The sequence below is a fragment of the Parashewanella curva genome (genome assembly GCF_003675895.1).
Taxonomy (GTDB): Bacteria; Pseudomonadota; Gammaproteobacteria; order Enterobacterales; family Shewanellaceae; genus Parashewanella; species Parashewanella curva.
On record NZ_ML014770.1, the window covers coordinates 36710 to 59552 of the forward strand.

General features: G+C 37.6%; 11 protein-coding genes. 9 read left to right on the top strand and 2 right to left on the bottom strand.

Translation table 11 applies throughout. From position 1 onward, the window contains the following. Positions 1-94 precede the first annotated feature (94 nt). From D5018_RS08750 to D5018_RS08780, 7 genes are all read left to right on the top strand, one after another. On the top strand, positions 95-997 hold the full coding sequence (locus D5018_RS08750; protein ID WP_121838630.1) for a LysR family transcriptional regulator: 903 nt from the start codon (positions 95-97) through the stop codon (positions 995-997). 256 nt (positions 998-1253) lie between these two features. Next, positions 1254-4475, top strand: coding sequence for a hypothetical protein (locus tag D5018_RS08755; RefSeq protein WP_121838631.1), 3222 nt, complete (start codon positions 1254-1256; stop codon positions 4473-4475). 174 nt (positions 4476-4649) lie between these two features. After that, positions 4650-7772 carry a hypothetical protein gene (locus D5018_RS08760; protein ID WP_121838632.1) on the top strand — a complete coding sequence of 1041 codons (3123 nt, stop codon included), beginning with the start codon at positions 4650-4652 and terminating at the stop codon, positions 7770-7772. A 249-nt stretch (positions 7773-8021) separates the two neighbouring features. After that, positions 8022-11186: a COG1361 family protein gene (locus tag D5018_RS08765; RefSeq protein WP_121838633.1), complete on the top strand. Its 3165-nt coding sequence runs from the start codon at positions 8022-8024 to the stop codon at positions 11184-11186. Between the two features lie 77 nt (positions 11187-11263). Further along, positions 11264-14488 (top strand): hypothetical protein, encoded by a 3225-nt coding sequence (locus D5018_RS08770; RefSeq protein WP_121838634.1) that lies wholly within the window; start codon positions 11264-11266, stop codon positions 14486-14488. 232 nt (positions 14489-14720) lie between these two features. Next, positions 14721-17897 (top strand): hypothetical protein, encoded by a 3177-nt coding sequence (locus D5018_RS08775; RefSeq protein ID WP_121838635.1) that lies wholly within the window; start codon positions 14721-14723, stop codon positions 17895-17897. 332 nt (positions 17898-18229) lie between these two features. Then, entirely contained in the window at positions 18230-19798 is a 1569-nt protein-coding gene (locus D5018_RS08780) for an RICIN domain-containing protein (protein WP_121838636.1), read from the top strand. A gap of 282 nt (positions 19799-20080) precedes the next feature. Here D5018_RS08780 and D5018_RS08785 read toward each other — a convergent pair whose 3' ends face one another. After that, positions 20081-20479 (bottom strand): winged helix-turn-helix transcriptional regulator, encoded by a 399-nt coding sequence (locus D5018_RS08785; RefSeq protein WP_243637407.1) that lies wholly within the window; start codon positions 20477-20479, stop codon positions 20081-20083. A gap of 139 nt (positions 20480-20618) precedes the next feature. Between D5018_RS08785 and D5018_RS08790 the strand changes: the two genes are divergently transcribed. Beyond that, positions 20619-21173, top strand: coding sequence for a nuclear transport factor 2 family protein (locus D5018_RS08790; protein ID WP_121838637.1), 555 nt, complete (start codon positions 20619-20621; stop codon positions 21171-21173). 195 nt (positions 21174-21368) lie between these two features. After that, the gene (locus D5018_RS08795; protein WP_121838638.1) at positions 21369-21749 is read left to right on the top strand and encodes a hypothetical protein; all 381 of its coding nucleotides are present in this window, start codon (positions 21369-21371) and stop codon (positions 21747-21749) included. A 317-nt stretch (positions 21750-22066) separates the two neighbouring features. Here D5018_RS08795 and D5018_RS08800 read toward each other — a convergent pair whose 3' ends face one another. After that, entirely contained in the window at positions 22067-22777 is a 711-nt protein-coding gene (locus D5018_RS08800; RefSeq protein WP_133309262.1) for a hypothetical protein, read from the bottom strand. Between the last annotated feature and the right edge of the window lie 66 nt (positions 22778-22843).

Consider the following 22843-nt stretch of genomic DNA (forward strand, 5'->3'; position numbering starts at 1 on the left):
TCTTGTTCACGAATCGTCACAATCTATACTCAAAATCATTATTAATATATAGTGATGTAATTAATTTATTATTTCCAAAAAAGCACATAATAGAATGGCAAATGCTAATGAATTGGCACTGTTTGCATTACTCGTCAATGCGAAATCATTTAAGAAAGCTTCTGAACTTGCAGGTATTTCCCCCGCAGCTTTCAGTAAAAAAATCGCCAAATTAGAACAAAGTTTGGAAGTCCAACTGCTGTATCGAACGACGCGAACATTACGTTTGACCGAAGCAGGGGAAATTCTTTACCAACACGCGAAGGGGATAGATAAGCAAGTCAGTGATGCACTTAGCGCCGTCAGTGACTTTAGTGGTGAATTGACTGGCACCATTAAAATGACCGTACCGACCATTTCTGGCGAATTACTCTTAGCTGAAACTGTGATGGAGTTTTGCCAGCACCACCCAAATCTCAATGTCGATATGCGATTAGAAAATGAGTTCGTCGATCTCATTCAAGAAGGGCAAGATCTCGCCATTCGAACCGGAGAACTCACCGACTCCAGCTTAATCGCCAAACCCATCATTCAATCAAACTGGATAGTGTGTTGTGCACCGAGTTATAAAGAGCAGTTTGGTTTACCTGCTACACCTGATGAGTTAGTTGAGCATAATTGCTTGGCTTATACCTATCAAAGTAAAGGGGCTAGGGAATGGCGCTTTACCCAAAATGACCAACAAATATGCATCAATATTAAGGGAAACTTTGCCGCGAATAACGCTCAAGCGTTAAGAAAAGCAGCGATAGCAGGGCATGGCATTGTGTATGTACCAAAGTGTTGTGTGTATGAAGATTTACAAAGCGGTGCGCTTATAGAGTTACTTCCTGATTTTAAAGCTCGCTCTTTAGGTGTTTATGCCGTTTATCCATTTACCAAGCATCAAGCACCAAAAGTTAAAATGCTGATTGAGTTTATTGCTGAAGCCTATAAAAGCAAGGCTGAGTATTTTTAGTTTCATAAAATCTGGCTGTGAGGGAGTGAGGGAGAGATTTAGTTTCTTTGCTCAACTGTCTGATTTGCAAGTGGTAATCCTTAGTTGGAAAGCGTTATGCTTGCTGTTTATTATTCTTTAAAAGAACTACTCACTTTCTGAAAATGGGCTTTAACAATAGACAAGTCGGTACTTTATTATGACAATTAACTATTAGCTATCACTTTACGAGTTGTTTAACTTTTACAAAAGTAGAGACTTTGGTAGAAGCTAACTCATGAAACTCCATCTTTTGTTTGGTAGCCTGGCGCTTGCTATTTCTAATTCCGTTATGGCATTACCTTCACTTTCTCAGCCAAGTGATATTTTCAACGTTGGTATGTGGAACAGCATTGTTGAAATTACGAATGCGGGTAACAATTCTATTTTACAATGCCAACTCGTTGAAGCAAGGCTTCAAAATTGCCAATCGATAACAATTGATGGTCTTACCGCTCCTTTTCTTGCTGGGGTGGCTTATTCTCCATCAGATGGAACTCCAACCGTTTATGTTACCCAAAAAGGAACAGCCAACCTATTTGGTTACAAGGCAAACTATACAGGGACGCTGAAACCGAATACCAGTGCTGTAGCCGTTCCTTTACCTCCATACATTGCAGGTCTTGGCAATATACTTGATATGGACACAAGCAACGTATATGACGAATACAACAATAAGCCAGAGCAAAAATTCTATATCTCAGTGGGTGCAAAGGATAAAGGGAGTAACTACGGCAAAGTTGTAGAATTATTTTTGGATAGTACTAAACCAGAAGAAGTTAGGAGTCACTGGCTAGATCTTAATCTGCCCTTTTTCACGATAGCGCCCTCTGGAAATGTAGCATTCGATCAATTAGTAGGAGCAGGTCAACTTGGAGGCTCCTTAACATCATCAGGGTCTTTTTATCCTTTTAGTGGTAGTGTTCGTGAAGATAATGGGGAGCTCATTGAACAAAGTGTTCAAGGCGGAACAGCATCTTCCGTACCCTTTACTCTACCTTCAAGTGCTAATTCTATATTTGAGTTAGGGGGAGCATATTGGGTTTCTTATAATAAAACCAAAAAGTGGTCGGCTTTTGATTGGGAGGAATATCCGAACCAGAAACCTTGGAATGAGTCAGATTACGATGCACCATTGGATGCCAATATCAGGGCAAGAGGCTTGCATGCATCAATGGGAGCAGGAAGTTATGCCTATCTAGGAACCTATATTACGTTTGCAGATGAAAATAAAGTAGGTGTTTGTCGTTTTACTGGTAGAAACAACATGAGTTGCCACGATGCGTTTAGATATATTGATACCGTATTTTCTTTGAATGACAGTAATGCAATTCCTAAATCAGAGTTCAGTTCAAAAAGTTTGAATGACCACGGTTCTGTTATTTTCCGTAATATCAATTACAGCCCTCTAAATGCCGATGAAATACACCGTGATATTACCATCCCTACGAGTTTAAAAGCGGCCTTTAGTGGTACTTGCCTTGATAAAGTGGATTTTTCTGCAAAAGAAGCAGAAGCGTCGACAGGTAACGACACATGTACGTTGAATTTCGATTTTAGCAAACTGACTAATATTGAACCTATTAGTGAAAGCTTTGATGTTAGCTTTAATGTGATTGGCCCGTTTGGTAAGGTTCCCTCCACGTTTCATTTCAATGTTGATTTACCAACGAGTATTCCGCATTTTCAATTTGAACAAAATGGAGATTCTTTGTCTGAGTTGAACCTCATTGCTGGGGACAGTGGTAGCATTGATGTTACCTATCTCAGTGATACTGATGACAGTAAAGTACCACAATTTACATTTTTGAATAATGGACAAAATAGTGAATTTTTAAGAAGTTATTTTACTGATACGGGGTGTTTGTCTGCAACAGCCCCTCAGCTAAGCTCTGGTGAACATTGTTCTTTGAGTTATCGAATTCCAGCCGCTGCGAACAATAATTCAGGCTACAGCGTAAAACTTGATAATCCAAGTGACATACCTGATGTACTGAGTACATTGTCTGTTCATGTTGAATCATCAGTCAATATTATTGCTCATAGCCCCTATGACAATAAACATAATGCCACTTTAAATCGTTTGCACCAGTTAAATCTGCAATCAGGAGATAAAACCACCATTCGCTTTACTAATCTTGGTGCTGTGCTAGCTGAAAACTTTAATGTCAAGTTTACTCAGCCAAGTGTACCGATACCACTTTCTCTTTCTGGAAGTTGTACTACTCACCCTGATTTAGAACCACTAGATGGCAGCTGTGATTTAACTCTTGAGTTAGCATCAACTGCTGATGTAAATGGCAAATATGAGCTTCAGCTTTCAGCCGATGATTATACTGGTTATGATATTCCCGTAACTCTTGGTGAGTATCCTTTCGATAAAGGGATTGGAGTTTCTAATGGTAATACAAATTTACAAGGTACGTTGAATATTAGTCAGCTGTCACGAGGCTACATAAAGGTTACAAACTATACAGGTTACCCTTTAAATGATTTAACCATCACTTTACCTGAGCTTAATCTTACTTATTATTCCACCAAAACTAATAGCAGTATCTTTTATGAAGATAAAGGCGGTGTCTTACCCAGCTGCATAAAAGGAGATGGTGCCGCAGGGGATTACCATATTTCACTAGATCAACTAGGGAGTTGTGAGATTGCTTATACTCTTGGGCAAGATATAGTGGCTGAGAATCCAGATGCTGATATCAAATTCAGTTATCCCAACGAAGCAAATATCCAAACAATGACAGAAACGCAAAAATTACATCTAACTAACAAAAATGCATTAATTTTGAATCTTTCTCCTCCGGACGATGATATGCAAAACATCAAATTGGATGCATCTCATCCTGTTCTTCCTGTGATACTGACTAATCATTCGGGTTATACCGTAAAGAACCTAACATTTGGTATGGATGACAAACTCTCTAGTATTTTAAATATAAAAGATTGTCAAGGAAGAACATTGAAGGCAGACGAAACGTGTAAACTCACATTTATATTAAGTGATAGCTCACCTTCTTTTGGTCAATACAAACTTTCGTTTTTTGCTGACAATTTAGGTCAAAGAATTGTTCCAATTTCTATTACCTTAGCACCAATGAATAGAGTTGCTGTCGAAAATCGTGGTGGGTATTCCATGTTTGTTGATTATACCGGCTTCTACCCGAATAAAGCCGGGAATGATCCTCATTGTAGATCAGGCTCTTGTTATGCTAATGCACAAAGCGGTTGGTTTACCAATCCTTTTGGCACCAGTATTGTTGCACTACCTGGGAGAAAGCTACAATTAAATATGGTAGCAGGGTTATCTGTCATTATGCCATCGTGTGATGGTGGTAAAATAGAGTGTACTGGTACAACATTAAACCCCAGTTGTAAATATATAAGTGATGGAAGTAATGACACAAACTCGCCACAGAACCAATGCTTGGTATATAACAAGAGTGTTAATTAATACATACTCGTGATAGTGCGGAGCTAGGGAGTTTTTAAGCTATTCTTGGTACTTTAAGATCCATTGAAGTTTTAGAGAAGATAACTCTTTTATATGTTTATAAACTATTAGCGCTTTCGATTGGCATTCGGTAAGTTCGACACAGTGTATAAGTTGAATTTGCTGGAGTTTGGAATGAAGTTAAGCACTTTGTTATGCTGCTTATTAATATTTGTTTTTAATCCTGCAATGGCGTTGCCTGATTTATCACTGCCGAATGATATTTTAACTATCAGCAATAATGTGATTGAGATTTTAAATACTGGCGATTCTAGCATTTTAGAGTGCAGCCTGATTTTTGGTAAGCTGAGGTCATGTGAAACTAAATATATTGATGGATTAGTACTACCTTATCGTGCAGCTTCAGATGGCAAAATTGGTGTGCCTTCGACTGTTTATATAACTGAAGCAGGTTACGATGGTTTATTTCGTTTTCAAACAAATGAGTTTGGTGTAATTACACCAACATCGACAGTTGTTAAAATTCCTAACTTTCTTGATACTGGAAAGATTTTAGATCTCAGGCGTTCTAAGGCTTCAAGCTTGGACAACTTTAACTCTAACCCTCGATTCATTGTATCCCAGAGCTTGGATGATTCTTCAAACCAATACGGACAACTTTTTAATTTTAAAATGGAAGGGGGCGTACCTGTTTCATACAGCTATCCAAAAGTATATCTGCCTGCCTTTTCATTAGAGAGCGGTGACTCAGCTCATTCTGAAACCTTAATAGGAGCTGGTGCATTTAAGAATGTTTCGTCAGAAACAAGTCCTAGATATCCATTTTCAGCCCTATTGGAAGGAAATAGTGGAGAACTCTCTGATAACTCACAAGAAATAGTCAAAACGCCCCTTGCTCCCGATGTCGCCTCGGTTGCGCAGTTTGATGGAAAATACTGGGTCACCTATAAAAGTCCCAAAAAATTTACCCGTTTTGATTCATTTCCATCAGATGAAGCAACAAATCCAGACAGTTATGACGCACCCAGTGACGCTAACGTTCGATTAAAAAAAATACAAACCAGACTTGGTGATAGAGATTTTTCAAATAATTTTGCTTTGTTTTTCAATGATAATAAAATCGGAGTTTGCACCGGAGGGGACAGTTTTCATTGCGAAGACGCATTTATGTATTTAAGTGCCTTTGCTCGTGATTATAATAACAAATTACAATACTTAACCAGCCTCAGTCTTAATCACTTAGCTGACCACGGTTCTGTTTTTTTTGAAAATCAAAATAATAGCCCGATTAATGCCAATGAAATCAACAACGATATTGACATACCTGAAAGTTTAAAAGCGGCTTTTACTGGAAGCTGTGTCAACAAAGTTGATTTTAGCGCGGGGAATGCTGACGCCAATGAATATTGCGTACTTTCTTATGACTTTAGAAAATTAACCAACACGTCAGCAATAAATGAAAGTTTTGACGTTGGTTTTACCGTACACGGCCCTTTCGGAGATGTACCAACTCATTTTCACTTTAACGTAGATCTCCCGGTTCCCCCCTCGCATTTGCAGTTTGAAAATGCTGGCAACGTGATTTCAGAATTAAACTTAAATGCTGGAGATAGTGGATCTATTGATGTTGCTTATATTTCGGCTTCAAATGACACTTTTTTACCCAAAATAAGTTTTTTAAACGGAAGTGACAATAGCAGTCTATTGCGTAGCTATTTTGCTGATACAGGGTGTTTGTCAAGTAATGCGATACCATTGCATGACGGAGGACATTGCACTCTTGCCTATCATATCCCGGCAGATGCCAACAGTGCTCACTACACATTGAGTTTGAACAACCCTGATTCTCTACCTACCGATGAAAGTACGCTTTCGTTATTGTTGTCATCAAGAGGAAATGTGATAGCCCACTCACCGTATGGAAACCAAGATATTGAGCATTTAGAGGGTTATCACGAGCTAGATATTGAACCAGGAGAATCAGAAACGATTCGATTTACTAATGTTGGTGCTGCTACGGTACATAATTTTAACTTGGTATTTCCACAGCCTCAGCAACAACATGTGCCGATTACTTTGAATGGAACGTGTATGGGTGAGGGGGTAAATTTAGATGCATTGGGTGGTTATTGTGATTTAGTTATTAATCTTAATAGTAGCGCTTCATCAATAGTTGGGCGTTTTGCTTTGCATGTGTCCGGAGACGATGTGGATAGTTATGTACTGCCATTAGTACTTGGTGAATTGCCACCTGAACAAGGTTTAGCTGTAGTTGATTCTAATACAGAAACTATAGGTGATTTAGAGTTAAATCAAATGATAAAAGGGCATTTAACTGTTACTAATTATACTGGTCACGATATTTCTTCTTTATATACATATTATCCTTATTATACTAATTATGGCATATTTCATAGTCCTCCAGATTCAAACGGCATACCAGGCTGTGTGCTACCTCATACAACACCTGGTGATCAAAGTATCAAACTAGACAAACTATCCAGTTGTCGGATTGATTATCAAGTTAAGACGGGGCTATATGTCCCTATTCAACATTCCAACGTAAAGTTTGCTTATACAGAAGCTGGAGAGAGCGAGGTAAAATATCAAAATAGGTTTGTTTATTTTACCAATCAACCCGCAATTAGAGTCAGTGAGCTAGGAGGGGATTCATCCCTTCAATCTGTCAATTTAGATGCCTCTCAGCCACAGACTGAAGTTTTGTTTTCAAATGAACTTGACTATCCCGTAACTAACTTTAGTGTTGAGGTCGACCCTAAACTAGACAGTATAATCAGCAAAAACACTTGTAACTTCAAGTCTCTTGACTCTGGTAGCTCATGTAGTGTGGGTTTTGAGCTAGATGATACTCACCCCCTTATTGCCAATAATTATTCAATAAATATTAAGGGAGATAACCTTTTTACCCGAATTGTGCCGTTAAGTATTAAAAAAGCGCAAACCGACAACGTGGAGATTGATAACAGAGGAGGTTACTCAATGTCGGTTAATTATGTCGGCTACTACTCAGAAGATACTGGTAATTGTAAGCTTGAAGATTGTTACGATAACAAATCTACGGGTTGGTTTACTAATCCATTTAACACATACATAACAGGTGTCTCTGGGCGTAATCTTACTATGTACATGATGCTGGGAACATCCGTTAGTTTACCATCATGCGATGGCGGGAAGATTATATGTACGGGGACAACACTCAATCCTGAATGTCATTACTATGGCGACGGGACTAAGAATGGGAGCCCTCAAAATCAATGCTTACGGTTTAATCATTAACAACAAATGTTATTTGTAAGCGAGCATGGACGCCGAAACTATTGACTCAATTTAGTGATGCATTTTTAGGGCGTGTTGATCTTTCGTGATTTTTTTGCTGTCTTCGATGCTTTTGAGCACTCCCTGTTCTGTGTTGTGAGCAGCTTACTTAGATGGCTAAGCTTCACTGCTCACGCCTTGAACAGAAAAGTGCTCAAATAGCACAAAATATAATCCTGAAAGTTCAACGCCCTATTTTTGGAGATAAGCATGAAAAGTAGACAGTTATTGTTCTGGTTCTCAATTTTAATTAGCCAGTTTGCTTCCGCTTTGCCTGATTTATCTGAGCCAAATGATATTGTTAAGATTGAAAATAATGCGGTTGAAATTACCAATACTGGCGATAACACAATTTTAGAATGCAATGTGATTGGTTCGAAACTACAAGGTTGTAAAACAAGCAGTGTAGGTGGTTTGATCGAACCTTATAGAGCCGTGGTCACAGATTCACTTGTGGGAATTCCTCGAGTATTTTTTACCAGAAAAAATAGCAGTGAGATTTATTGGAGCCCAATTTCAGTGTATTCAGGTAAAATACCTGCTGGTTCGGTGGCAACCTTGGTAACTCCATCACCATTTGATGCAGCAGGTGGTAGTATTTTAGATATTCAAAGTAGTAAGCAGAGTTTTTCGTCTGTTAATCCATTACTACAACGGTTTTATTTTTCAAAAACACCAGCTAATTCAAACTCACATTATGGTCAGTTTGGTTCGTTAGTTCTAAATTTATCTTATATAAATAACATTACTGTCAACAGCTGGTTTGTTTCAAGTTATGCTCATTTTCCAGCTTTTTTCCTTGAGAGCTCACAAGATAATGGAGCTTCAGAGCCTGTTGCTTCAATTGGTCATATTGGAACAAGGGCTACTCCAATGGCTGTTTATGGACCAGTTTTAGGTTCGGCATTAAGTATTAATGGGCAATACAGCAATTATGGCATGGAAGGAGGGGCAACGGTAGGCTCAGATGTCTCGTCTATTGCGAAGATCAATGATAAGTACTGGGTGACCTATAAAGGTAATAAGAAATTTACTCGGTTTGATTCATTTCCTATAGGTGAGAAAGTTGATGAGGACAATTATCACGCACCAGCTGCTTCTAACGTCACGTTAAGGAAAATAGTTACAGCTAGCCACTTAAAATCAATTACTGATTATTTTGCTGTATTTGCCGATGACAATAAAATTGGCAATTGTGCTGGATCTGACGATTTTATTTGTATGGATGCATTTCGTTATCTTGATGTGACTTTATCTTTGAATAATAGTAATGATGTGCCCACATCGAGTGTGACTCTAGATAGTTTTGGAGATCATGGCACACTTATCTTTCATAATTTGAACTACAGTCCTCTTAACACTACTGAAGTAACAAACCAATTCCATATACCAATTAGTTTGACCGCAGCATTTTCTGGAACGTGTTTAGATAAAACGGATTTTACAGCAAAAGAAGATGACGATGAGGCAGGTAATGATACCTGTACTCTTAATTTTGACTTTAGAAACCTAAACAATTTGCAGCCCATCAATGAAAGTTTTGATGTCGGGTTTGCGGTAACGGGGGCTTTTGATCCTGTTGAAACCACTTTTCATTTTAATATCGATCTACCTGAAGCTATATCAAACTTAAGATTTACTAAAAATGGAGAGCCTTTATCTCAACTTGAACTTAATGCGGGAGATTCAGGAACCATTGATGTTGAATACACAAACAATTCAGGTATAAGTAAGCAGCCTAATATCCAATTTTTGAAGGGCAATCTAGCTGACGATAACTTTAGGCGCTATTTTACCGATTCAGGATGCCTCGCTCCTGAAGTGCCAGTATTACAAGGCGGAGAACACTGTACATTGACTTACCATATACCGGTCGGTACTGGGGATAATTCCTATACGCTTAATCTTAATAACTCAGATGATGTGCCTGATTCACTAAATGTCTTATATATTAATGTGTCGGCTAGGGGGCATGTAATTCCTGTTTTTTCTTCAAGTAATAGTAATCTAGCCGCAAATGAAGTGCGAAAGATATATCTTCAACCATGGCATCTTGCACGATTAAAGCTTGTTAATATCGGAAGCGCCATTGCTCATAATGTCATTGCTACTATTTCTCAGCCCGAGAATTATCCCCCGATTCATTTTGTAGGATCATGTACAGAACAAATCAATTTAAATGTCAATAAAGGTTTATGTAACTTGACTATGCAAGCAGATGGTAGCGCGAAAACGGGTAGATACCAACTCCATATTACAGGTGATGATATTACTCCTTACGATATTCCAATTACAATCGGAGGGTTTCCTGATAACAAGAGTCTGTTGGTTGAAGACTCCAATACAGGTAATTGGGGGACAATAAAGTTAAGCCAAACAGCTAAAGGCTACCTTAACATTACAAATTATACGGGGTATTCAATCAGTAACCTTGATATTAATATACCAGAGTTAACGTTAACGTCTCCTGAGTTGCATATAAACAAGGTTATTTTTTATGAAAACTCTGAAGATCAAAGTAGCTGTATAAAAGGCAGTGAAACCCACTATCACGCATCATTAGATAAATATGAAAGTTGTCATCTTTATTACCAAGTCCAGCCAAGTGTTAGTGTATCGCCTCAAAATGCCACTATTCAATTTCAATATTTAAATGAAAATGGGGCTATGCAAACTGAAACACAGTCCCTCTATTTTGATAATCAGTCCGCGATACAGTTAAGATTTAAAGGTGAAAGTGAGAGCATTGATGCAATTCAACTTGATGCATCAAGGCCTGTCGCCAATGTTGTACTCACTAATAACCAAGACTATACCATCACAGATTTAAATCTTAATATTGCTAACGACAATGTGATGCAAACAGTAACAGGCAATACTTGTACAGGCACTCTTGAAGCGGGTAAATCTTGCTCTATTACTTTTACACTTGATGATCAACACACCTTATTTGGAAATTACGAACTGCTGATTTCTGCCAGTAATTTAATAGCAAGAAAGGTGCTTTTAACAATTCAGCAAGCGCCATTAGATAATGTGCAAATCAGAAATCGTGGCGGATATTCTATGTTTGTCGACTATAAAGGTTTTTATCCCAATAAAGCGGCGAATGATAGCCATTGTTCAGCTGGTTCTTGTTACGCTGGTGCGGAAACTGGTTGGTTTACTAATCCTTTTAATACTGACATTAATGCCATACAAGGCAGCCGTTTGAAATTGAATATGGTGGCAGGTACATCTGTTACTCTGCCGTCTTGTGATGGTGGTGTAATCGTTTGTACAGGGACAACACTGAATCCTTATTGTCGTTATGAAGGGGATGGTACAGACAATCAGTCTTCTCAGCAGAATCAATGTATGGAGAACAACCAATAACATCGTAATTATTAAATGGAAGGATGCCGTAGCGAATTACAAATTAAAAAGAGTGAATTGTAATTTTGGAGGCGAAAGTGAAACTTAAAAATCTGCAATATTTAGTTTTACTAATGGCTAGTCAGGCCGCACATGCATTACCAGATCTTTCTGAACCTAATGATATCTTAATGGCTGAGTGGAATAATACGGTTGAAATACTCAATACTCGCGATAGCACTATATTGGAATGCCTTGTTGTTAATCATCGCCTGCAAGAATGTAAAACTAAAACGGTTAAAGGATTGACCTCGCCATATAAAGGTCAAATGCCAGCTGGTTTCATAGGTTGGCCTCTTATTTTTGTGAGCCAAAAAAACACTACCAATATTTACGAATATGACATTGATCCTATGACGGGTGAGATTATGCCCAATACTGCGGCGACTCGTATACCTTCTCCTTTTGATAATCGAAGTGGTAAAATTTTAGAGTTTAGTAGCGGTATTGTGTCGAATTATGTCAGTAAGGATGATCTTAGACAGCGGTATTATCTTTCAATCGCTTCTGATAACTCAACAGACAAATATGGGCAATTGGCTTCAATCGACTTAAATATAAATAGAGTGCCCGCTGCCGTGGTAGGCTGGCAAAATTACGATAAAGTATACTTGCCTGCATTTACGTTAACGGCCTCTACAGGAAGTTTAGTTGATGATATCATCGGTGCTGGAAATGTTGGAAGGAGCCTAAATGAGCAAAGCATGTTATCTCCTTTTACAAGTAAATTTAATCAGCAAGGACAGTTGCTGAGTTCATATAATCAAGGAGGGGACCCACATCGAACACCCAGTTTTTTAGCACCCAATGTATCCTCAATCGCCAAGGTAAACGGTAAATATTGGGTGACTTATACCAGCAAGGATAAATTTACCAGATATGATGATTTCCCAAATGGTAAACCCATAGCTCCCGATTTTTACCAAGCTCCAAATAACAGTAATGTGACAATAAGAAAAATAAATCCTAACGGTTTTAATAATACTGATTATTTTGCTACGTTTGCAGATGACGATAAAGTAGGTGTTTGTAGTGGTGGGCATGACTTTGTTTGTTCTGATGCATTTCGATACTTAGAAGTGCTCTTTTCTAATAATGATAGCAATGATATCCCAGAAACCAGCTTCACCTCAACAAACTCCAATGACCATGGTACTTTGATTTTCCGAAATGCAAATTACAGCCCCTTAAATGCTAATGAAATTCGGCGTAATATTGTGATCCCTGATAATCTCACTGCGGCATTCAGTGGTAGTTGTTTGAATAAAGTTGATTTTACGTCAAGATCTGATGCTGGCGATTTAAATAATGGTGCTTGTACTTTAAGTTACGATTTCAGAAAACTTGCTAATCTTGAGCCAATAAATGAAAGCTTTGATGTTGGTTTTTCTGTGGCAAGCCCATTCGGCGAGGTACCAACAGCATTTCACTTTAATGTCAACTTACCAACTGCTATTCCTCACTTTTATTTCAACAATAATAGCTTGCCTTACTCTGACTTAAACTTAAATTCTGGAGATAGCGGCAGCATTGAAGTTAGTTTTAGTAACAGTAATACTGAATCTGCCATACCTCAATTTAGCTTTTTAAATGCTGGCCGAAATAGCGAGACATTAAGAAGTTATTTTACTGATACAGGTTGTCTAGCTTCCGATGCTCCGGCACTGAGTTCAGGCCAAAGTTGTGAACTCAATTATCATATTCCCCCTAGCGCACATAATGAAAACTACGTCATCAAACTTAATAATCCAGACAGTGTTCCATCATATGTCAGTACTTTGAACGTAAATGTGTCCTCTGCAGGACATGTTATTGCCAGTCTACCGATTAATTCTGGAAACGAGAAAACGTTAACCAGTTTACATAGTATTAATATACAACCCAATAGCGAAACACTAATTCGGTTTACCAATCTTGGTGCGGTCGATGTTAGTAATTTCTCACTTCAATTTAGTCAACCGCCACAGCAACCATTTCCTATATTTTTTGATGGAGATTGTACAGAGCATCCTAATCTAACAGCACTTGAAGGATATTGTGATTTAAGGATACGACTTTCAAATACGACAGATTTAGGTAAGTTTAAGTTACATATTTCGGGCGATGATTATGCAGGTTATGACTTGCCCATTACAGTGGGATCGTTTCCTTTAAGCAAAGGCATTGGGGTTTCAGATGGTAAGAATGGTTTGCTTGGTAGCATTAATATTGATCAAAGTTCGCAAGGATATTTAAAGGTTACCAATTATACTGGTCATTCTGTTAATGATTTAATGATCACTTTACCTGATCTAAAATTATCACCTAAATCAGCGCAGCCGAATAATAGTATATTTTATGAAGCTGCGAGCAATGGGCTACCAAGTTGTATAACAGGGAGTGGAGTCGCTGGTGAATATCATATAGCGTTAGCTCAACTTGCAAGTTGCCAAATTGCCTACCGAGTCAATGCTGACGTTTATGCCGATAATACAGATGCTGCAATTCAATTTAGTTACCACAATGAAGAACAATCACTTGCTTACACTGAAGAGCAGTTAATCCATCTAACAAATAAAAATGCAATAAATGTTATTAACCCAAAAGGTGAGGGTGGTATAGATCACCTTGATTTTGATGCTTCACAACCTTCGGTAACTATTTCGTTGGAGAATACATCTAATTATAAAGTTAATGATCTGCACTTTAACTTATCAGATCCCAAACTCACTCGAATTTTCAATGGGGCTGAATGTGAAAAGCAAAGCTTGCAAATGGGACAAAAATGCAACCTAACCTTCTCCCTAGATGATGAGTACCCATTATTTGGTAAATACAGTCTTACAATTGCTGCGGATAATCTTCAACCTCGGGTGGTTCCCATTTCAATTGCTTTAGCCCCAATGAATAACGTTGAAATTGATAATCGCGGTGGCTATTCCATGTTCGTTGATTATATCGGCTATTACCCAAACAATGCTGGTGGTGATAAATACTGTAAATCGGGTTCTTGTTACGCTAATGCAGAATCGGGGTGGTTTACTAACCCTTTTAACACCAACATTATTGCATTGCCGGGTCGCTCGTTACATTTAAATATGGTAGCGGGAACATCCGTTTCGATGCCTTCTTGCAATGGAGGAAAAATTGTATGTACTGGGACAACATTGAATCCTTATTGTCGTTACGAAGGGGATGGTACCGATGACCCATCATCACCACAGAATCAATGCCTACAGTTTAATCACTTAGGGTTTAATTCCCCACCTCTTAAGGCGAACTAACATTGTAATGTTTGGGTTTTGTTTTCTCTACTTGCAAAAGTTACAACGCTGTTAGCAGGCATTTTAGCAAGCTTGTGAGCGTAGAGAGTTCATCCATTCGGTGAATGATGAAAACGTTGAAATTATCGCTAACTCAGATAGATGTTAACTTATTGAGCGTTCAACTTATGTTTTTAAGATTATTGGATTACAACTAATTGATAGTGAATTACTCTAATTGTGGAGGAAAATCATGAGATTTAGATTTCTGTTTTTCTTGGTTTTAATGTCAAGCAGTTCACTTGTACAAGCTTTGCCTCTTTTATTTGAGCCAACCGACATCAATGTCACCAATTTTAATGTTGTTGAGATCATTAATTCACTCAGTAATAGCATTTTAGAATGCGAACTCATTGATTATAGGCTTGAACATTGTATGCAAAAAAAGGTGCTAGGGCTTATTGACCCTAACTTATCTGCTGTACCTGAAATTCACAACTCAACGGGCCTTGTTTACGTCACACAAAAAAATAGTAGTGATATATATGGCTTTAAAATCAATCAAGATGGTCACATTGCTGCTAATACAACCGCTATAAAGGCAGAAGGCCTTTACCTTTTAAGCCCTTATAACAGTATCTTGGAGTTTAGACGTTATCCATATTCAAGCCCTAGATTTCCTAATATGCAGCAATATTATTTTTCATTGGTTTCCAAAAATAATTCAGGTCAATTTGGAAGATTTGTTTTAATAGATCTTGATAATTCAAGTGTGAAATTAAAGGTCAGATTTATTTCAGATGACTATTTTCCAGCTTTTGTTTTTCTTCCGGATGCAAGCCATCAGCAGCAAATAATAGCTGCTGCTGGTCAGGCAGGTGGTTCGTCTACGAAAGACAGTTTGAGGTATCCGCTTTTAGGCGCGTTAATTCATGATGAAAGTGGACTAATAAACCGTAATTATATTGGAGGTAGCAGAGATAGAGTTCAGGCGGTACTTCAATCAAATGTAGCATCTATTGATAAAATAGATGGAAGGTATTGGATTACCTACAAAACGAAAAAAAAATTCACAAGAATAGATGACTTCCCAACAGGAAAGGCTGTTGCTGAAGATAGTTATCAAGCACCTGATAATGCTAATGCAATATTAAAAAAGTTGCCTTTTACTCAAGATCACAAACTTATTAACCTCGATGCTGCTGTTTTCAGTGATGATAACAAAATAGGTTTATGTTCAGGGTTTGATGATTTTATCTGTAACGATGCTTTCAGGTATCTAGACGTCCTTCTGCTGTCTAATGATTCAAGCCCAAAACCATTAACCACTTTAAATTCAAATAGTTTAGGTGATCACGGCAGCATTATTTTTCGAAATGTAAACTACAGTCCTCTTAACACTAGTGAAGTCACTAATAATATCGTTATTCCTGAAGTTCTAAAGGATGCCTTTAGTGGAACTTGTTTTGGTAAAAGCGACTTTTCAGCCATGGAAAGTTCTGATGGCTCGGGTAATGATACTTGTACATTGGATTATGATTTTAGAAACTTAAAAAATACCCCACCGATTAACGAAAGTTTCGATGTTGGATTCACAGTTTTGGGCCCTTTTGGAGAAGTGTCTACACGGTTTCACTTTAATATAAATTTAAAGACGAGTATTCCTCACTTAAGGTTCCGCAAAGACGGTAAGTATTTGTCTCAATTAAACCTTAACGCTGGTGATAGTGGACATCTTGATGTGACCTATGTCGGTGATCATGGTTATATCGTTTTGAACATGAAGTTTTTGAATGGTGGAGATAACAGTTCATTATTACGTAGCTATTTCGCTGATACAGGGTGTTTAGCTGATGACTCAGTTACCTTGGCATCAGGTGATTCCTGTACGTTAAGTTACCACATTCCTGCCAATGCAAATAACGCTACCTATAGCCTTACCCTTAATAATCCAGACAAAGTACCGGCTTCCGACAGTGTAATGATGTTAGAAGTGAGTTCAAAGGGTAGCGTTATTGCTCATTCGCCGTATGGAAATCAAAACATTAACAACTTAACCAGTATTCATGATGTCGATTTACAGGCTGGCTCGCAAACGTTACTTCGCTTTACCAATGTTGGTGCGACCGTAGCGCATCATTTTACGGCAAACTTTATTCAACCCAAAACTCATATTCCACTGGTTACGTCGGGCAGTTGCACGACTCAACCGGATTTAGATGCACTGGGAGGATTTTGCGACTTAACACTCATGTTGGATAAAAGTGCTACGATAAATGGTCGTTTTCAGCTGCAAATCTCGGCTGATGATATTGATGGCTACAGTCTTCCCGTAACCATAGGAGCATTCCCGCATGACCAAGGTCTATCCGTTGTTGATTCACACAGCAATAACTTGGGTGAGATTGAGCTTACCCAAAACAGCTATGGTTATTTGAAAATCACCAATTACACCGGACATCAAATCGATAATTTCACCATCACATTACCCCAAATAGAAGGCGAGGGCAGTAGTCCGATATTTTATGCTGATGATAGTAATGAAAATCCAGCAAATTGCTTGTCTACTTCATCAGGAAAACAAATTGATAACATTAGCCTAAAGCCATTAGCAAGTTGTGTCATTTACTACAAAGTGCAATCAAGTCCGTATATTCCAGAGCAAACCAATTCTATTAAGTTCAGTTACACAGATAACGACTTTGGTGTGCAAAAAGAAGAGCAACAACTCATTCATTTTACAGGGCAGTCAGCACTGCAACTCACAGAGCCAACATCAAACAATCCGATTGATGCCGTAACAATCGATGCGTCAAAACCTAAAACGACACTAATTTTTAAAAATACCCTTGGCTACCAAATTAAAAATCTGAACGTAACGGCCTCTGAGGAAAAATACACCAGTATTATCAGCAATAATACCTGCCACAATCGCACTCTCGACCCAGAAGAATTTTGCACAGTCGACCTTTTGCTGAATGACGATAACCCGTTAATCGGTAGCAGTTCACTCAAGCTTAATTCAGATAATTTACTGGCCAGTACAGTGCCGTTACAAGTTCAACACGCTCAAACAGACACCGTAGAAATAGACAATCGAGGCGGCTACGCCATGTACGTTGATTACACTGGGTTTTACCCAAACACCAGCGGTCACGACAGTCATTGTAAAACATCGAGTCCATGTTATTCAGGAGCGAGTACAGGTTCTTTCACCAACCCATTTAATGGCAAAATTATTGGAGTATCTGGGCGTAATATCCGTATGAATATGATTTTAGGAACTTCTGTGGTCTTGCCTTCCTGTGATGGCGGGAAAGTTATTTGCACTGGGACAACATTAAACCCCAGTTGCCAGTATGTGGGGGATGGTACTGATGACAAGCTTTCATCACAAAACCTGTGTTTGAAATACAATGCTACAAAGTAGTCTTTGCTATTAGATGAATAAGACGTAAGTTTGATATCGTCTCATACAATATTTTCCTTTAGACATATTTATTAATTGTAAAAGGAAAGCCAAGTAAATCATAAAGAAATATCTGTGGTTAACGAATTGAATTAATTTGAGTGATTGCTCTGGTAAGATTTCTATCATACATCTGCTGATTTAATATTCACCAAAATTTCTAAGTGCTTGTACTGTAATAAAATACAAACTTTACTTATTTCGAAATTTTTTACAGCTACCGCTGGTCTCTATAGTCGTTTGGTTAAAGTTAATTTTAATAAAAACTAATTATGTAATTTTGGGGTTAAAAGATGTTCAATCGCTCAATAAAAAAAATAAGTTTTAGTATCGCATTAGTGTTCTCTGCGCCATTAATTGTGCAGGCTGAAGAAATTTCATACTTCAAACACTTTACTAATCTACAGCAGTATCTAATAGATAGTCACTCTCATGCATTGTCAGCATCTCGGGTTCCAATGAAATCATCAATCACTAATCCATTATGGGCAAGACACGACACAAGTCGCTCTATTACGGTTGATGTAAACTCAATAAAGTGGTACGGAATCATTAGAACGACACATTTGTCGGAGGATGGTGTAAATCGTGCGTTTGAGGAAGGATTGGCAAACTTAGAAAAGTTTAAAGATCTACAGTTCCAAATTAAAATGAAAACTCAGGGATTTGCTAAAGGTAGAGATAATACAAAACTACCCCAGTTAACAAATATCCGAGAATTTATAGGCAAACCCAAAGTAACATATTTAAAGAATTGGGTGATTAATGCAAATGGTTATCAAATTCAAACTGAACAACCAGAAGATACTCACATTGGCCCAAATGTGACTGTAACAAATAAACCTGTTAGGCTTTATTTTTTCGAATTTTCGGTTAACATCCCAAATACTAGAATATCTTCTAATGCTCTTTTCACTACTGTAAATCCGATACTAGAAAGTGATTTAATTGAAGGTGCGAAAACGGATTGGTTGTATATAATTCCAGACATTGAAGTTGGCAATGCTCGTTATATTGAGCGTGAGTTAGTAGATTCAAGCAGTGAACAAAAACCTTTAGCGCCAGCATTAGTAAATAACAATGGTAGATTCTTCGGTTTTAAAGCTAGCGGTCAACAAGAATATAGTGCTGCAATCGGGTTATTTGATGATGTGCTTGAAGATACTCCAACGATGACTCAAGTTTCAACATTAGAGCAATATAATGATATTAACACCTTAAGAAGCGAAAAGTCCTCACTAGAAGAACAAAGAAGCACATTGATTGTTGAAAAACAAAACCTTCAAACTGAGTTGACACAAGAGCAAGTTCAAAAAAATCTACAAATTGGTAAAGTGAATGAGTTGACCATTCAGAACAGCAGACTTTCACAGGATAAGACTGCGTTATCTCAAGAAAAAGCGAGCTTAACGGCTACCAATAGCCAGCTTAAAGCCCAAATTAACTCGCTAATTCGTCAAAGTGACTATGGGTTCTCATTAAAAGATCACTCTGGGCTGTGTATGGATGTGAGTAACGGTCAATTCCATAATAGCAATAACGTTCAATTATATTCTTGTAACAATACTGTTGCTCAAAGATGGAAATATGACAAACACACGGGACAAATACGCAATATCGTTGGGAATAAATGTTTAGACACGCAAAATAATCATAGCAATAATGCTAGCATAGTGATTTATGACTGCGTTTCCCTCTCTAGTCCATATATCAAGCATCAGCAATTTGACTTTGTTGGTAATACTATTCGAGTTCGTGCAAACCCGAATGTTGCCATTCATACTAATGGAAGCCAGAACCACTCAAATGTTTCTTTGTACCGTTATCACGGTGGTGCAAATCAACGTTGGGAAAAGTTTTAAGATCGAGTAATTCAGACATGATATGAAAGTTACCAACTTTCTATCAGGTATATTTCAAATAAAATCTGGGTTAGATTTTCTCTGCCCAGAACCACGTACTTTCAAGAAGATTTTTATCAGTATTTTTGCTTTCTTACGTTTCATATTTATCTCTGTGTATTTGGTGATTGTTATTTCTCCCTTGCTTGGTGTAAAAGGTATAACCAAGTTTCATTAATTTCTTTTCTTCGGCCAATAGCCTTAATTGTCGTCTGATATATTCCAAGGATCTTCTTGGTAAGCCTAACCATTAGCTTTTTCATCATAAATTTTACGACAATGTTTAATATCTTCATGATGTGTCTCCGCCCATGTTACCAGTTGATATAAAGGTTTAACTAGATCTCTGCCCATACTGGTAAGTTCATATTCAACTTTCACAGGAACTTCTGGATAGACTGTTCTGCTCACATATCCTTCACGCTCTAAGTCCCGTAGTGTTTGAGTGAGCATTCGTTGCGAAATTCCAACGATTCTAGATTTGAGAGAGTTAAACCTGTCTGTACCATCTACGAGCGCAAATAAGATGAGCATTGACCACTTATTTCCCATTTGAGCTACCACATTGCGGATTGGGCATTCTTCGGTGTTATGAAAAATACGCTTTGAAGATTTTTCGTTGTTTTTCATTTGACTTGTCATTCAGTAACCCTGATTAAATTAATTACACAGGTTACTTTCATGTAACCAAGTGATTCTTAAGTGCCTTCTTGTTGTGTAGGTTACTATTGTATACCATGGTGTTCAAGTGATACTTTACTTGATATTTATGGAGAACATCATGAAAAAATTTATCCTGTTTGCTTTGCTGGTGTTAGCAAGCTTTTCGCTTTATGCACAGAGTAAAGAGTCTTTAGTAATAGATTTACAAGCTTTGCAAAAAAATAATTGGACAGAACATGAAAGATCAAATGTGGCTTTAGTTACCGATTTTGTACAAAACCTTATGAACGATCATAATTTTGATCACATCCTCAAACGTTATAATGACAGCTCATATGTACAGCATAACCGTAATTTACCTGATAAAATTTCTGGGTTAACCGAATTTTTACAAGAGTTCGTTGAGGATTATCCAGATTATACTTATGACGTAAAACATATTTATGCCGATGGTGATTTCGTTATCTTTCACTCTCATGCGACTTTGAACAAAGAAGATAGAGGCAATGATAAAAAAGGATTGAATATTATAGATACATGGCGTCTGAAGAATGGGAAGATCGTTGAACACTGGGATTCGATTCAAGCGCTTGATGGCTTTATGCGTTTTTATTCACTGATTAACGGCGGGGATATTAACAATAACAATGGTGTTTTTGAGTCTAAAAACTAGCTGTTTGCATAAATGTGCAGATCTGGTGCAATTGTATAAATTATCTTTGGAATAAATTGTGGATAACATTGATAGTATCTTTGCCGATATGAATATATGTAATTTCAATTTCCTCAAACAAGGCGTAATCTGAGTAGTTACGCTTTTCCATTTCTTTAACAATCGTTCAAAGCATAGTTTAGGGAGTGACTTTTTATGGTCAATTCGAAAGTGTCGAAGGTCTTACTTATACTCTTAATCTCAATTGCTCCAGCTCACGCAGCCTCACATAATGGCAAAAACATTGATGGAAGAAGGTTTAACTGTAAAGCACAAATAGAAGTTACTCAGCTGAAGAAACCGCATACTCATTTTCTGGTAAATAAAAATGGCCGATGCCAGTTTGAAGGAAAAATAGTGCACTTAATTTTTCCTACTTACCAAGGCTTTGATTTAGAGAAGTTTGCTCAATTAAAGAATAAGGAAGTTCAAAATGCGTTAGACGTTCATGTCACTGATATTCATCTCACCGTATACAAATACAACGTTGACATACAATGGCCAACGAATAATTTTAACATGGTAGACGGTATCTAGCTGAATATTTAAGTGGACAATATGGTGTCTAAAAAGAGACTTTATTGTCAATCAAGTTTTCACTCAAAAGGGCTAGAGTTTAAATCTAGATTGCACAATATCGCCCAAATGTTTTGGTTTATCTGTTTCAGCGTCAACCTCATAAAAATTATCATAACATAAACATACAAGCTTAAACTCTAAATTTGTAGCTGTTTTAAAATACAGAAATAACTAAATTTAGCCCTGACGTGGGCATACGCTTGAAGTAAATAATGAAAGAAAATGACTGAATACAAAATGCAATTAATGGAATTTCATCGGTCTGATTTATTGACTCAAGTCCGTACAAAAGGAATGCGCTTGAATACTAACGGCTCACCCGTACTTAGGAAGACTTCAAGTTTCAAATCCTCAACACCTGTTTTTGAAGTGACTCTAACACTCACGGTTTCAACTAATTCATCATCGCCCTTTATGGCAAAATCAAACTTAGTTTCGAATGACACTTCACCGTTGCTTTGTTTTTTCAACTTACTATGGTCTATCTGGAAATACATATTGCCTTGGGTATTAGTTACGGTAAGACCCGGTGCTGGGCTCATGGTATAACTTGAATGTGAATCAATTGACTGGTGGGCAGGTTTGTATTTATAAATGGTTTCTGTTTTACCATCGACTAACCATAAGTTAAACTGTTGTAAATTTATTTTATCGCTTATAGTGCAACAAATAGGGGGAGCCACACGGCTTCTCTGCTTATGATCACTCTGTGTGGAAAATAGCTTACTGACAGAGTTACCAATCGCGCTGGTTTGTGAGACTTCATTTCCATCACTTGCGCTTGAATCTTGATTGACCTCTAACTTGTATTCGACCTCACCACACATTGATCGAGTGACCGTCAGCTTATGGCTGTTCCCTTCAGCAAAACAAACTTCTTTGAGTTTGTTTGTACTTTTGACTTCAATAGTAATGTCGTTTATTTGGGATGTTCTAGGTACATGAACTGACATATAAATACTCTGGTACATTACTTCTGTTTTCAAAATGCTACATAGTTATTCTCCTAAGAACAATTTATTATCACTTTGATTAATGGCAATTAATTCCCC